A 15,382-nucleotide genomic window follows, 5' to 3' on the forward strand; every position below is an offset into this window, starting at 1 on the left:
TAACAAAGCCCGCTCTGCAGGCTTTGTTATTTTATAAATACTCGACAATGAATAGCCTAGCTATCATCTTCCGTAAAATTAGTCGGTAACGTTGTCTTCATCTGATTCCAAATGTGAGCACTATCGATACCATAATGACGAATAACTACGGGCAATTCTTCGCGGTTGCCGCTCTCACACACAGCTAATAACTCTCTATAAAACTTCAGAGCCAAATCACGAGCTTCTGGGTTTGAAAAATAGTAGCTACCAATTCGGTCGTACAATTTTTTAATTCCGTTGAAGATCAAACCATAAATTTGATTACCTGAATGAAATGCTAAACGTTGGAAAAGCATGTAATCATAAAAATTAAATGTTTTTGCGATGAGTATCTGTTGACGTTTAGCCTCATCTTTCTCGCCATCATCTTTAATGTGCTGCTGAATTTTAGTAGCATAAGGTGATGATTCCATAAACGAATCCCACGATTCTGCTCTTATCAGGGCTTCACAAGATTCAATCACATTAGTGATCGTACGCTCAGAGCTTTCTTTGTTTACCTTAAAAGCATATCGCATAAATATCGGGCTAATATTAGTACGTGCAGCTAGCAAATCTTCCACGATACTGGTTGCATTGTCAGCATCAAGCGTCATAAGCGTATCTAAAATATGTAGGCCAGATGTTTCCATAAACTGGTTTACTTTCGTTGGCTTACCATGTTGTATAGTTAGCCAACCATCACGGGCTAAGCGTTGCAATACTTCTCGAAGCGTTGTGCGTGTAACACCAATTAATTCCGAAAGTTCACGCTCTGCTGGTAAGATTGAACCTGGCGGAAAGCGACCATTCCAGATGCTCTCAATTATGTATTTTTCAGCAAAACCTGCTGGGCTTTTTGCCTTAATGACCATTAAGTACTTTTCCAGTTTTCTATTTATTTGTGGGTCGAATAGCACTCATCATACCACTACTTACTCGTTATCGGAAACCACCCTTCAGTAAAGTCGTCACAAAGCAAAATTAGAGCAAAAACTCCATTTCATTCAGTATGGAGATTCCATTTAGATAATAAGTAAAATAGCTATTTTCCATCACTTATGTATCCCCGCCACTCATAACTCACTATAAGATAAAGAGAGATAAATCACATTCATAGATTTATAAGACGTAATTTAATCTTGCGAAATTCGCTCTTTTTACTTTCTTTGCACGCTATTAACTTAGTTTCACTTCGAATCGTATCTCAATGAACATTTATCATCATTCTCAAGCCATGTTTACACTACTTTGATCGCGTTTTTGACCAAAATGTTGGTAGGTATTTTATCAATAAGCGGTTTCTTATTGACTAAAAAAGCGTGCAAGGTAGAGTGGCGTTCGAAGTAAGGATTGCTTGTCTCACTCAAGGAGCGTCTTAGTTAAGCAGTTATTCAACACTTGAATTATTGTTTCACTAAGTCATTGTCAAATAGACGGTTACGACTACAACATTTGATAATGCCAATACATGAATTTAGATAAGCTGAAGATGTCTATTCATATCAACAGTAAGAGTACTACCCATGCCGATGTCCCTCGGAAGCGCTTTTCTCAAGAACTTTCTTGGTAAAGCTCCTGACTGGTACAAAGTTGCCATTATCACTTTTCTCATTATTAACCCGATTGTCTTTTTCTTGATCAACCCATTTGTTGCCGGTTGGTTGTTAGTGGTTGAGTTTATTTTCACCCTTGCGATGGCGCTCAAGTGTTATCCTCTTCAACCTGGTGGCTTATTAGCTATTGAAGCTATTGCTATTGGGATGACCAGTGCTGAACAAGTAAAGCACGAGTTAGTCAATAATATTGAAGTATTACTGCTACTGGTATTTATGGTCGCTGGTATCTACTTCATGAAGCAGTTATTGCTCTTTATCTTCACCAAGATATTACTTGGCATTCGATCTAAACCCATGCTGTCGGTTGCATTTTGTATCGCTGCTGCTTTCTTATCAGCTTTCTTAGATGCTCTAACCGTGATCGCTGTTGTTATTAGCGTCGCAGTTGGTTTTTATTCGATTTATCATAAAGTCGCTTCTGGTCAAGGTACAAGCTCTGCACACGACCACACGCAGGATGAGCATATATCAGAACTCACACGTGACGACTTAGAGAATTACCGCGCTTTTCTTCGCTCATTGCTGATGCACGCAGGTGTCGGGACCGCATTAGGCGGTGTAATGACGATGGTTGGTGAACCACAAAACTTGATCATAGCAGACCAAGCGGGGTGGCTATTTGGTGAATTCATCATTCGAATGTCTCCAGTTACTGTCCCTGTCTTTATTTGCGGAATTTTAACCTGCGTACTAGTAGAGAAATTCAAAGTTTTTGGTTATGGCGCAGAACTTCCAAACAACGTCCGTAAAATTTTGGTCGATTTTGATACCGAAGAGCGAAAAACTCGCACTAATCAAGATGTTGCTAAACTTTGGATTCAAGGTGCCATTGCGATTTGGTTGATTGTTGGTCTCGCTCTGCACTTAGCAGCTGTTGGCTTAATTGGACTTTCGGTCATTATTCTTGCAACAGCGTTTACTGGTGTTATTGAAGAGCATTCGTTAGGTAAGGCATTCGAAGAAGCCTTGCCATTTACAGCCTTACTCGCCGTTTTCTTTTCGATTGTAGCCGTCATTATTGATCAAGAGTTATTCAAACCTGTGATTGATGCAGTACTGCATGTTGAAGATAAAGGGACTCAACTCGCGTTGTTCTATGTGGCTAATGGTCTCCTATCTATGGTCTCCGACAATGTATTTGTCGGCACGGTATACATCAACGAAGTTAAAGCAGCACTTACTGAAGGTATGATCACGCGTGATCAGTTCGATGTGTTGGCTGTGGCCATTAATACCGGTACTAACTTACCTTCTGTAGCAACCCCGAATGGTCAAGCCGCGTTCTTATTTTTGTTGACTTCAGCACTTGCGCCACTTATTCGCCTCTCCTACGGCCGAATGGTGTTAATGGCTCTGCCCTACACTATCGTACTCGCCCTAGTAGGCTTAGCGGGAATTGTGTTCTTAGTCGAACCAATGACGGCTCACTTTTATGATTTAGGTTGGATAGTACATCACTCAGCAAAAGCGGTGGAGCACGCAGTTTCTATTGGGCACTAAAAATTTCAGTTGAACATGAAACTTATCCAAGTTAAAAAGCTCTGATAACTCAGAGCTTTTTTTATTCTCAATAGGGAAATATCAGTGAATATTCTTTCCACCCTCAAGTCCTTCTCACAATCTAGAAAGTCTTGGCTTTTACTTTTGCTTTTTGTGGTTTTCTTCGAACTCTGCGCACTCTTTTTCCAGCACGTATTGATGCTAGCACCTTGCGTTATGTGTATTTATGAGCGAGTTGCGATGTTAGGGATTGTAGGAGCAGCCGTTATCGGGGCTATTGCGCCAAGCAACCCATTTGTACGTTGGGTTGGCCTAATCGCTTGGGGAGCGAGTGCCTACAAGGGGTTAACGTTAGCAATGCAACATGTAGACTATCAATTTAACCCTTCTCCATTCGCTACTTGTGATCTTTTTGTTACTTTCCCCAGCTGGGCGCCACTGAATCAATGGGCACCATGGATGTTTGAAGCTTATGGAGATTGTTCAAAAATTGTATGGCAGTTTTTATCGCTTTCGATGCCACAGTGGTTAGTGGTTATTTTTGCAGGTAATTTATTGGTATTAGCGGTGATAGTATTAGCTCAACTAGCAAAAACCAATCGATAAGCTTATTAGGTCACTGAATTTTAAGGGCACTGCAATCCATATTCGATGCTATGGATTGCAGTGCCCTTATCTTTTTCTATCCTAATAATGGACCAAACGCAGTTAGGCGTTGAGAAACTGAGTGTTAGTCTCTTGATGGTGCGGGAGCCAGTACCTCTCGATTGCCATTATGACCAGGCGCACTCACGATTCCTTGAGCTTCTAGCTGTTCAACGATTCTTGCCGCTCGGTTATAGCCAATCTTAAACCGCCGTTGAACACCCGAAACTGAGCCTCTACGCGTCTCTACGACATGTTCCACCACTTGATCAAAGAGTGGGTCGACTTCTTCATCACTTTCCATCTTCTCACCAGGTAGCAAACCTTCTGGGCCTTGATCGCCATGAGTGATCTCTTCGATATAATTAGGTTTACCACGAGCTTTCCAGTTATTCACTACCGCATGCACATCATCATCTGAAGCAAAAGCACCGTGCACGCGAATCGTATGGCTTGAACCCGGAGGTAAATAAAGCATATCACCCATGCCTAATAACGATTCAGCACCGCCTTGATCAAGAATAGTACGTGAGTCTGTTTTGGTAGAGACAGTAAAAGCAACACGTGTTGGAATGTTAGCCTTAATCAAACCCGTAATAACGTCAACTGATGGTCGTTGAGTCGCTAGGATCAAGTGAATACCAGCCGCTCGAGCCTTTTGCGCTAAGCGAGCAATCAGTTCTTCAACTTTTTTACCCACCACCATCATTAGATCAGCGAATTCATCCACAACCACAACGATATACGGCAATTTTTCTAGCAATGGCGGTTCGCTATCCATGCTGTCACCTTCTCGCCAAAGAGGGTCATGGATTGGGTGACCCGCTTCAGCAGCCATCTTCAGTTTATCGTTGTAACCTTTAATATTACGCACACCAAGCACTGACATGAGCTTGTAGCGGCGTTCCATTTCACCCACACACCAACGCAACGCATTGGAAGCATCTTTCATATCAGTAACAACTTCAGAGAGAAGATGAGGAATACCTTCGTAAACCGATAGCTCCAACATTTTAGGGTCAATCATGATAAAGCGGACCTCCTCAGGCGTTGCTTTATACAGCATGCTGAGAATCATGACATTGACCCCAACCGATTTACCTGAACCCGTGGTACCGGCCACCAGCACATGAGGCATCTTAGATAAGTCGGCCACCAAAGCTTCACCAGCAATGTCTTGCCCTAATACAATTGTTGTTGGTGATTTTGCTTCTCTAAATTGCGGGCTATCAATAACATCTGATAAATAAACTGTCTGACGGCTCATATTCGGTAATTCAAGGCCCACATACGGTTTACCAGGAATAACCTCAACCACACGTACCGCCATCGCAGACAAAGAACGCGCTAAGTCCATCGACAAACTAGAAATACGGCTGACCTTAACCCCTGGTGCAAGATCCAACTCAAAACGAGTAATCACCGGACCTGGGAAGATATCCACAACCTGCGCCTGAATTTTATAATCAGCGAGCTTGGATTCAACCAAACGAGCAATTTCTTCTAATGCATCTCGGTCAATAAAGTTCTCACGCTTTTCTGGATGATATAAAAGCTGCAACGTTGGCATTGGCTCGGCAGGTTTCGGAAGATTGGTTTCTTGTTGCATTAAAAATGGATTCTGTTGCGCAGCCATATTTGCCTGTGCCGACGCCACCATTTCTTGAAAAGCAAGTACGTCGCTATCGGTTTGTTCTGCGTGATCTTCTTGCTCGACACTTGCAGCTGGCGGCATAAGTTTAGGCTCAGAGTGAATAAACTCTACTTCGCTTGGTGCTTCTTCTTCATCAACCACATCAAAATCTGAAATAACGGGTTCAACGCGCAGTTCATCGACTTCGACTTCAACGTCAGCCACCGAGCTAAATACCGGGTCAACCTCGGTATCTGCCTGAGGCCGAGGCCAATTTGAATCTTGATCCAATGGTTCAGATCTCAACGGCCGTGCTGGTATCTCTTCCATCGTATTATTAATGAACGTGGGATCAGGCGATTCTTGCCCTGATTGAGATACAAGATCATCATCTTCTAAAGCGACCGATTCAAGCTCCTCAATCGTTGCATTAAGTTGTTTGCTGCGATCAAACTCAGGTTGTTCGATATAATTCGATGGTGTTGTTAACTCAACAGGTTCTTTGGTTTCAGGCATATGAATATTAAAACGCCTTGGCGCCTCATCTGCTAAAACACTCTGTTGAGCACCTTCCACTGTCGACTCACGCTCATTCACTACCTCTTGGTCAAGCACTGTGGGTTCAGCACGAGATAATTCAACGGCGGTGAGAACAGGTTCAATAGTCTCTTCTCGCTCACCACGAATCCGGTTAAGCAGCCATGAGAACATGCGGATGCTCGTCTCTCCTAGCGATTCAACAATGGTTAACCAAGAGATCCCAGTTAGCAGCGTAAAACCTGCTCCCCATAGAAAAAGTAATACTAACGTGGAACCTAATAAGTTTAATGTAGGCAAGGCTAGGCTCGTCAGTACATCACCAATAACACCACCCGAAGAGAAATACCAAATATCATCAAAGTTAATATCAGCCAATCCGCAACTGGTTAAAATCAGAACAGTTAGGCCGAGTAAGCGCGTACCCCACAACACAAAATCTAAAGGATCATCGGCATCTCTTTTTCGTAGAAAAACCCAAGCAATCACCATCATAATAGGCGGGATAAGATAAGCCAGTGACCCAAATATGAAGAACAGCGTATCCGCAACCCAGGCCCCAATAACTCCACCAGCGTTTTGTATATCACTGCCCCAAGACGTTTGGGACCACGATGGGTCGGCAGGGTTAAAAGTAAGTAATGCGACAGAAAGAAGTGCAGAGGCAAGGACAGCGATGATCAGTCCGCATTCTTTAAGGCGTTGAGACCCATTCAAACGTGAAGACTGAGGCTCTTCACTCGTTTTAACAATAGTCTCAACTTTATTCGGGTTCTCTTTGAACATAAACCTAGATTCTGATTAGCGCCAATACGTAAATTTGATGAATAATTTAGCGATTGGTTTAAGTGGAAACAGTCCGAGCGGCAAAAGCCGCTCGGTTTGTTATGTAATTTAACCTATCAAGGTTAAAAACCCAATTAACGAAAGTCAGAATGTGGAAAGAAGTACCACTATTCAAACATTATCGAGTTTTTATAACCAATTGGTTGGTTTGCTTTACTTCTTCCATTACGACGTAGGTGCGCGTGTCGTTTACACCAGGTAAACGTAGCAACGTGTCGCCTAGCAGTTTTCGATACGCCCCCATGTCAGATACACGAGTTTTCAGCAGGTAGTCGAAATCACCAGAAACAAGATGACACTCTTGAATGTCATCCAGCTTTTGAACCGCAGTATTAAACTGCTCAAAAACATCAGGTGCACCACGATTCAACGTAATTTCAACAAATACCAAAAGCGAAGCATCAAGATATTGAGGATTCAACAACGCGGTATAACCGGTAATGAAACCTTGACGCTCTAAGCGACGTACACGCTCTAAACAAGGCGTTGGAGATAACCCAACCCGTTTAGACAATTCTACATTCGAAATACGACCATCTTTCTGCAGTTCATTAAGAATATTGCGATCGATACGGTCTAGATCCTTGGACGGCCTTTTATAGTTGTCTGCCATTTTTTATTCCACCTTATTACTTCCTTGCAAAAATATATACTACAACTTTTTAATATTCAGTATCAAATTTTACACATTCACATCTATACTAGTCATAAATTCGCAACAACAACCCAACATGCAGTTATAACAACCAAAAATATCTAAGGAGTTAGGATGATCATTGGAGTCCCTAAAGAAATCAAGAACCACGAATATCGTGTGGGTATGATTCCCGCGAGCGTGCGCGAACTTATCTCACACGGCCACCAAGTCTTTATTGAAACAAATGCCGGTTCCGGCATCGGCTTTTCAGACGATGATTACATCGCTGTAGGCGCATCCATTCTTCCTACTGCTTCTGACGTTTTTGAGAAAGCAGAAATGATAGTTAAGGTTAAAGAACCTCAGGCTGTTGAGCGTGCTATGCTCCGTGAAGGCCAAATTTTATTTACCTATTTACATCTAGCTCCAGATTTTCCACAAACTGAAGAGCTAATCAAGAGCAAAGCTGTCTGCATAGCCTATGAGACTGTAACAGATAATATGGGTCGCTTACCACTATTAGCACCAATGTCTGAAGTTGCGGGTCGCATGTCTATTCAAGCAGGTGCACAATGCTTGGAGAAATCACACGGTGGCAGTGGATTACTGATGGGCGGTGTACCAGGCGTAGCACCTGCTAAAGTGGTCGTTATCGGTGGTGGGGTTGTTGGCGCAAATGCTGCGCGTATGGCGGTTGGCCTACGTGCGGATGTCACCATTCTCGATCGTAGTGTCGATACATTACGCAAACTTGACGAAGAATTCCAAGGCCGTGCAAAAGTCGTTTATTCTACAAAAGATGCTATTGAGCAACATGTTCTAGAAGCTGACTTAGTTATCGGTGCTGTTCTTATTCCGGGGGCAGCGGCACCTAAGCTTGTCACCAAAGATCTTATTTCTCGCATGAAACCTGGCTCTGCGGTCGTCGATGTCGCCATTGACCAAGGTGGTTGTTTCGAAACTTCTCATGCAACAACACACGCTGACCCAACTTATATCGTTGACGAAGTTGTGCACTATTGTGTTGCCAATATGCCAGGTGCCGTTGCACGCACATCAACATTTGCTTTAAATAACGCTACTCTGCCTTACATTGTAAAACTGGCGAATAAAGGTTATCAACGAGCATTACTTGATGACAAAGGCTTCCTCGAAGGACTCAATGTTATCCATGGAAAAGTAACGTGCCAAGAAGTTGCCGAGAGTTTCTCTCTTGAGTATGTTGCACCTGAAGAAGCTATTGCAATGTTCAACTGATCGCGAGCTCTTATAGTTGCGTTCCGCTAAAATGGATAGAAAGTCAGGCTAATCATCTGGCTTTCTTTTAGCTGCTACTTCTTGAAAGCGTGGACCAGTATATTTCTAGGGGTGATTTCCCGTTCACAAAACTGCTCAATCGTTACTTTGTAACCATTCTCTTGCAAATAAATGGCTTTATCCAACACTAGCCATAGCTCAATGATGCGACGAAAGGCTTGCTGTACAAGACTCAGTCTTTCCATCTGCCAGAATCTATCCGTTCCCTTTTCTTCATAGTGTTTTAAATCCACATCGGCAGGAAACTCAATACTCTTTTGCGTGCAAGCCCATTGGCAGAAATTGCGAAATCCATCGGCTAACTGAGATTTTTTGATGCTCGGTACAGGACAATAATTTTGATAACCTAACTCTAGTCGCAAAAATAGATCAAAGCCTAAACGATACGTCATTTCCTGCTGACGGTGTCGTCGCACTCTCTCCCCCCCTGTTACCGTTTCTTGTAGGGGAATACGTAATTCACTTTGACTTAGTGCTAATGATGACGCTTGCCCCTCACTCGACATCGCTTGGTAGAGGGCTGCTTGAATTAGGTGGTAACAACAAGGTGAGAATGAAATAGCGGGTAGTTTTTTCGCTACTGAATACTCTAAAAGCCGAACGTGGAGGTCACCGCAAGCATGCAATGCTACAGCGTGTTGTGCTGGGTGAAATGCACACAGTGCCTCTGGCTGGAAGGCATCTCCTTGTATAAACTGCATCGGCAGAGCAAATGCATCCGCAATGGTTTGTCCAGCCTCACATAATGGCATTTGATACTCAAAGCTTGTCACTTTTTGTTTTGATTGAGCTGCCAGTATTCTTCCTAAAAAACCTTTACCTGAACACCATTCCAACCATTCCGTACCTTGGTGCTGATACAATAAAGCTGCGCTCATCGAACGAATTTGCTGTAATTTTCGGCCTGGAATTCCTGTTTCAAGATGGGAATCGCGAATAATTCGATGACTACGACGGGCTGGTCGAAGTTGTAACGAAGCGTGAACTTGATCTAACCCTTCAATGAACTCAGATAAATGAATAACCAATTCATTTGGCGACAATTTCAACGCTTCAATTTGTGAAAAGCTCAGAGAGCTTAACCACTGACCTAAAGGTTCATTGAATGAATGCCATGGCGAACCGGGCACAATACTCTGATGAAAAGGCTCAAATCGCCAAAAGTGTTGATTTTCGATTAAGAAAGCATCGAGCTGTTTAAATAATGTACGCATTCATCCCCCTAGAGTTGCTAATTTTAGGGGGAGAGTCATTAATTAGAAAGCGTTTCTCATTGAAAAGAGAAATCTCGAACAAACGAACTATTTAACGAACCGGTAATTCAATATCTTTAAACATCTCTTCTATCTCTATATTCGATTTCAAAGAGATGGCTCGCTCGACGACTGGACGGGTGAGATGAGGTGCAAAACGTTCCATAAAATCAAACATATAAGAGCGCAAGAATGTACCGCGTCGGAATCCAATGCTCGTTGTGCTGGCACCGAAAAGATGACTGGCATCAATAGCCACTAGGTCACTGTCACTTGCTTTATCAATGGCCATACTTGCGATAACACCAACGCCAATTCCCATGCGAACATAAGTTTTGATTACATCGGCATCCGTTGCGGTAAAAACCACTTTGGGAGTTAACCCTACACGGTTAAATGCCGTATCTAGCTCTGAGCGCCCGGTAAAGCCAAATACATAAGTGACTAGTGGATAGGCTGCCAAGTCTTCAATTGAAATGCGCTCTTTTTTGGCTAAAGCATGATCTTTAGGTACAACAATAGATCGATTCCAATGGTAACAAGGCAACATGACGGCGTCTTGATATAAGTGCAAAGCTTCTGTAGCAATAGCAAAGTTGGCAGTACCTTTGGCAACCGCTTCAGACATCTGACTTGGTGTCCCTTGGTGCATGTGTAGTGAAACTTTAGGATAGCGAGCAGTAAAGCCTTTGATGACATCTGGTAGAGCATAACGTGCTTGAGTGTGGGTAGTGGAGATATTCAGCGTGCCCATTTCTGGGTGGGTATGTTCACCAGCAACGGCTTTAATGCTCTCGACACGCGAAAGGATTTCCTGAGAAATTCGAATAATTTCTTCTCCAGCCCCAGTCACCTGAGTAAGGTGCTTACCGCTACGTTCAAATATTTGAATGCCTAACTCATCTTCAAGCAAACGTACCTGTTTACTAATACCCGGCTGAGAGGTATACAGACTTTCCGCAGTTGCTGAAACATTCAGGTTATGATTAACCACTTCAACAATGTATTTTAACTGCTGTAACTTCATTATTGGCCCCGCAATCCCTTATCAAAGATCCAGATCATACAATCATAGTTTATAATAATTAGTTATAACGCTTAACACTCTCAATTCAAAGCCTATAAGGTCAATACTTAACTAAAAAAGAGAGCATTTTGTGCAGTTGACTAAATTTTTGCCAAGCAACGCCCAATCTCATAAATAAAAAGCAGTTTTGACGTTTTAAAACAGGAATAATGAAAATAGTCGTTTTGAAGGTGTAGTGATAACTGAGGATCGTGTATCCTTAAATATCAACCGCTGAATTCTAAGAAAGATACGGATTTTATGAATATAGGTTTAATCATTGCTCTAGTTGCCGTTTTACTGGTATTGGTCCTTGGCTACAACATCATGCTCCAGTACAAAGTAAAGGTCGAGTCAGCAAAAAAGCAGGAATCGACTCGCTACATTGCGATTATTGATGCCACTGAAGATCTTATCGGGAACGCTCACCACATGCCTTTTAGTAAGGATTTATTGGTTTGCCTCAATAACCGCATTCTTGATGCTCTGCTTAATATGCATGAACTGGATCCCAAGAATAAACAATTAGTGCAACGAATTGAAAACATGAAAACACAGGTCAAAAACTTGCAAGAGAATCACCCTGGGGGAGACACTACAACGTTCAAAGTTCCAACCAGTGATAAGCAAGCCCTGATGATGTTGAAGTTGGTTAAACGCCTCAGAGATACGGTGCGCAGTGAACACAATAAAGGACGCTTTGAAACTCAGGCTTATGTCACTGAAAATGCGCGTCTAGAAACTATACAAGTTCGCATCAATATTGAAAATGTACTTAAACGAGCTAATGATTCAATCATGCGTGGGCAGCCAGGAACAGCAATACAATTATTGCGTAAAGGTTTGGATGTACTGAGTACCAAAAATGACGCTTACTCTAATCAAGCAAGAGAAAAATTGCAGTCAATGTATGATGATTTAGAGAAACGCCGCCAAACTAAAAGTGCCGCAGACCTTCAAGTCATGGAAGACAAAGAGAGAAATAGTGATATGGATGCTCTCTTTGGCGAAAAGAAAAAGTGGTAATATACCACCTCGATTTAATTCTAATTTTGAAGGTCGCAAACGCGGCCTTTTTTACACAGTAACGACATGATAAACAAAACAACAATCCAATCCCTATTAGAGCCTATTCACCAATTTTTGCAATGTGAAACCCCCGATGAATGGGTAGAAGAGGCTCGTAAACCCAGCAATTTGAAAATCATTCTTCTCGATCATTTACTCTGTGAGCTGAAGGCTGGGCAATCAGCGATGTATCTGATTCGCAAATACGCTGTTGATCAACAAAGTGCACTTACCCTCTTAGATTGGTTCAAACCTTATGAAGATTTTGCTTATCGCCATATCGGCTCCATGGAAACCCTTAAGGGCAAAAGTAATATTTCCAAGATGATTATGGCTAAGTCAAACTCTCCTTATAGCCAAGATTTGATCGACAAAATGGTTCTGCTGATTAAAGAAGAGCTTCACCACTTCTATCAAGTACTCGAAATTATGCATTCCCGTGGCATTGAATATGAGTCAATACCAGCGAGCCGATATGCAAAAGGGCTGCTATCGCATATGACAACACATGAACCTAATACCTTGATTGATAAACTCATTATTGGCGCCTATATTGAGGCCCGTTCTTGTGAGCGATTTGCAAAACTTGCTCCGCATTTAGATGAAGACATTGCAAAATTCTACATTTCATTATTGCGCTCCGAAGCAAGACACTATCAAGATTACCTAGCGCTAGCAGAGCAAGTTGCAGGTAAAGATATTAGCGAGCGAGTCAATTATTTCGGCCAAGTTGAAGCTGATTTGATCACCACAATAGATAATGATTTTAAGTTTCACAGTGGTCGTCCCGCTTCAAACTGATTAAGCGCATAATAATAAGCCCTACCGAAGTAGGGCTATCACTGATAAAATTTTCACTTTGAATCTTCATTAACTAAAGTCGCGGTAATTTACGCCAGCAGTCAATTTAGCGACGGTTTATCCCTTTATTATCATCCGCGCGGAAAAAGACTTTCATTGATCGCTTTTAAAACAGCATCAGGCTGCACAGACTGCGTGATTGGGCGACCAATAACTAAGTAGTCAGATCCCGCTTTGATAGCCTCATATGGTGTCATGATGCGTTTTTGATCGCCTACTTCAGCCCCTACAGGACGGATCCCAGGAGTAATTAGCTTGAAATCATGACCAAAGCTACCTTTAAGCACTGTGGCTTCTTGCGCAGAGCAAACCACACCATCTAGGCCTGAGTTTTTGGTAAGACTTGCAAGTCGCATGACGTGTTCTTGTGGAGTCGTATCAATGCCAATACCACGCAAATCGCTCTGCTCCATGCTCGTTAAGACCGTCACCGCAATCAACAATGGCTTATCGTTACCATAAGGTTCTAGAATTTCACGCGAAGCTGTCATCATTCTCTCTCCACCACTTGCATGAACATTGACCATCCATACACCAAGTTCGGCGGCTGCTCTTACGGCTTTAGAGCATGTATTAGGAATATCATGAAACTTAAGGTCTAAAAATACTGAAAAACCACGCTTATGAAGTTCGCGCACAAAATCTGGACCAAACAGTGTAAACATCTCCTTACCTACTTTTAGTCGGCAAGAATTAGGGTCGATTTTATCGACAAATGCTAAAGCTTCATCTTGTCTATCATAGTCCAACGCGACAATCACTTTCTGGTCTTTCATTATTACTCCTAACAGTATTGAACCTAAAAAAAAGCAGCTTATTAGCTGCAAATTCTTTTTCGAGTTAACGGATTAACTCTGATGAATCATTCTCCATCTAGCCCACGAATGGGTTTGATTGACCCCCAATTTTTACAAGAAGGACAGTGCCAATATAAAGAATGGGTAGAGAAACCACATTTTCTACACCGATAATGGGGCTTCACTTTAAGCTGCTCTCCCACCAGTTTCTGCAATGTAGACAAACTATCTTTAGCTCTTCCCTCTTCAGCATCGGCTAGATGATAATCAATTAAACGATAAAAGCCTTTCATCGTTGGATTTTTTACGAGTTGCCTAGTTAGCAAGTCTTGAGCTGCACCAACGCCTTCATGTTGTGCAACTAACTGTGCAAGCATCAACTCAGCCGATACACCCGCTTCTTTTTCTATACATTCTCTTAAGAACTCGACCAAGTGCTGTTCTTGGCCAATGTGGTGGTAACAGTCTGCTAGAGTAGGAAGGATTTCACCTATAAAATCAATATCTTGCTCTAAAACCATCTGCATGTATTTAATCGTATGCTGATAATCTTCACGCTCAAGGTATAACTTCCCTAAAGAGATGGTAGCACGCACACATTTAGGGTCTTCGCTTAATGCCTTCTTAAAATTCTGAATCGCCTTGCTATCGTTACCATCTGCTTTTTCTTGCATAGCGAGTTCACACCAAAAATGAGCAATCACACTACGCATTCTCTTGCGGCCTAATTTCACCAAATCATAGGCGTAATCAATGGCTTTATGCCATTCGCGGGTTTGTTGATAAATAGCGACGAGTTGCTGTAATGCACCTTCACGGTGTTCAGGTTCATCCACTAACTGCTCAAAAATTCTCTCAGCGCGATCAAGGAAGCCAGACACCATATAGTCTTTTGCCAACTGTTGCAGAGCGAGATTTTTTTGGTCAATGGTTAAACTCGAACGAGATATCAGATTTTGGTGAATACGAATAGCACGATCGACCTCTCCTCTTGAACGAAATAGGTTGCCTAACGCCAAGTGAGTATCAATGGTTTCATTATCGACCTGAAGCAGTTCAATGAAGTGATCAACCGCTTTATCTGATTGATCAGAAAGCAGTAAATTAAGCCCCGTAACATATTGACGGGATATTTGGTGAGAATGCTTCTGCTTGTCTTGCTGGGCACTACGATTGCCCATATACCATCCGTAAGCGGCTGCTATTGGCAATAACAAGAAGAGAATTTCTAACATTAAGTCAGCCTTTATTCCATTCTAAGCTTTACTTGTAACGGCATTTTTTTCAGCCGTCTGTTTCTTCAGCTGCTTATTTAGCTTTCGCAGCTGTAACTGAGATTTAAAATAAAAGCTACTGCCAATTAACCAAGCTAAAGCAAAACCTGAGACAAACACTACACCAAGTAAAGTAGATAGGTGGAATTCACCTTGAGCGAGTAAGTAATTAAAAGTCACAACCACTTGATTTTGTGCACCTAATGCTAAAGCAATCAAAAAAAGCGCAACAATGAGAACGATTTTTATAATTTTCATAAGCCATTACCTATCCAGTATTGATCTGGTCTGATTATGCAGGAAAATGA

13 protein-coding genes are annotated in these 15,382 nt (G+C 42.2%); 5 read left to right on the forward strand and 8 right to left on the reverse strand.

From position 1 onward, the window contains the following. Window positions 1-56: 56 nt before the first annotated feature. Window positions 57-896 (reverse strand): fatty acid metabolism transcriptional regulator FadR, encoded by an 840-nt coding sequence (gene fadR, locus MCT08_RS10395; protein ID WP_053310108.1) that lies wholly within the window; start codon window positions 894-896, stop codon window positions 57-59. Window positions 897-1,547: 651 nt separating this feature from the next. Here fadR and nhaB point away from each other — a divergent pair. After that, window positions 1,548-3,140, forward strand: coding sequence for a Na(+)/H(+) antiporter NhaB (gene nhaB, locus MCT08_RS10400; protein WP_171980308.1), 1,593 nt, complete (start codon window positions 1,548-1,550; stop codon window positions 3,138-3,140). An 84-nt stretch (window positions 3,141-3,224) separates the two neighbouring features. Beyond that, on the forward strand, window positions 3,225-3,746 hold the full coding sequence (gene dsbB, locus MCT08_RS10405; protein WP_176245916.1) for a disulfide bond formation protein DsbB: 522 nt from the start codon (window positions 3,225-3,227) through the stop codon (window positions 3,744-3,746). 124 nt (window positions 3,747-3,870) lie between these two features. Here dsbB and MCT08_RS10410 read toward each other — a convergent pair whose 3' ends face one another. Both MCT08_RS10410 and lrp read right to left on the reverse strand, forming a co-directional pair. Beyond that, window positions 3,871-6,741 (reverse strand): DNA translocase FtsK, encoded by a 2,871-nt coding sequence (locus tag MCT08_RS10410; protein WP_274678378.1) that lies wholly within the window; start codon window positions 6,739-6,741, stop codon window positions 3,871-3,873. Window positions 6,742-6,919: 178 nt separating this feature from the next. Continuing rightward, window positions 6,920-7,414: a leucine-responsive transcriptional regulator Lrp gene (lrp, locus tag MCT08_RS10415; protein WP_053310112.1), complete on the reverse strand. Its 495-nt coding sequence runs from the start codon at window positions 7,412-7,414 to the stop codon at window positions 6,920-6,922. Between the two features lie 156 nt (window positions 7,415-7,570). Between lrp and ald the strand changes: the two genes are divergently transcribed. Continuing rightward, entirely contained in the window at window positions 7,571-8,695 is a 1,125-nt protein-coding gene (gene ald, locus MCT08_RS10420; protein ID WP_171980311.1) for an alanine dehydrogenase, read from the forward strand. 74 nt (window positions 8,696-8,769) lie between these two features. Here ald and MCT08_RS10425 read toward each other — a convergent pair whose 3' ends face one another. Next, entirely contained in the window at window positions 8,770-9,969 is a 1,200-nt protein-coding gene (locus MCT08_RS10425; protein WP_274674527.1) for a methyltransferase, read from the reverse strand. A gap of 91 nt (window positions 9,970-10,060) precedes the next feature. Then, complete coding sequence (cysB, locus tag MCT08_RS10430) at window positions 10,061-11,035, reverse strand: HTH-type transcriptional regulator CysB (protein ID WP_053310115.1); 975 nt, start codon at window positions 11,033-11,035, stop codon at window positions 10,061-10,063. 300 nt (window positions 11,036-11,335) lie between these two features. On the opposite strand from cysB, the gene MCT08_RS10435 reads away from it, so the two are divergent. Both MCT08_RS10435 and miaE read left to right on the forward strand, forming a co-directional pair. After that, entirely contained in the window at window positions 11,336-12,100 is a 765-nt protein-coding gene (locus MCT08_RS10435; RefSeq protein WP_168522710.1) for a DNA repair protein, read from the forward strand. A 66-nt stretch (window positions 12,101-12,166) separates the two neighbouring features. Further along, window positions 12,167-12,943 (forward strand): tRNA isopentenyl-2-thiomethyl-A-37 hydroxylase MiaE, encoded by a 777-nt coding sequence (gene miaE / locus MCT08_RS10440; RefSeq protein WP_176245913.1) that lies wholly within the window; start codon window positions 12,167-12,169, stop codon window positions 12,941-12,943. Between the two features lie 131 nt (window positions 12,944-13,074). Here the strand turns inward: miaE and pyrF are convergent, their stop codons facing one another. The 3 genes from pyrF to MCT08_RS10455 all read right to left on the reverse strand — a co-directional run bounded on the left by pyrF (window position 13,075) and on the right by MCT08_RS10455 (window position 15,332). After that, the gene (pyrF, locus tag MCT08_RS10445) at window positions 13,075-13,779 is read right to left on the reverse strand and encodes an orotidine-5'-phosphate decarboxylase (protein ID WP_274678379.1); all 705 of its coding nucleotides are present in this window, start codon (window positions 13,777-13,779) and stop codon (window positions 13,075-13,077) included. A gap of 86 nt (window positions 13,780-13,865) precedes the next feature. After that, complete coding sequence (gene lapB / locus MCT08_RS10450; protein ID WP_053310120.1) at window positions 13,866-15,035, reverse strand: lipopolysaccharide assembly protein LapB; 1,170 nt, start codon at window positions 15,033-15,035, stop codon at window positions 13,866-13,868. Between the two features lie 21 nt (window positions 15,036-15,056). Then, entirely contained in the window at window positions 15,057-15,332 is a 276-nt protein-coding gene (locus MCT08_RS10455; protein WP_053310121.1) for a LapA family protein, read from the reverse strand. Between the last annotated feature and the right edge of the window lie 50 nt (window positions 15,333-15,382).

This window comes from Vibrio aestuarianus (assembly GCF_028858425.1).
GTDB lineage: Bacteria > Pseudomonadota > Gammaproteobacteria > Enterobacterales > Vibrionaceae > Vibrio > Vibrio aestuarianus.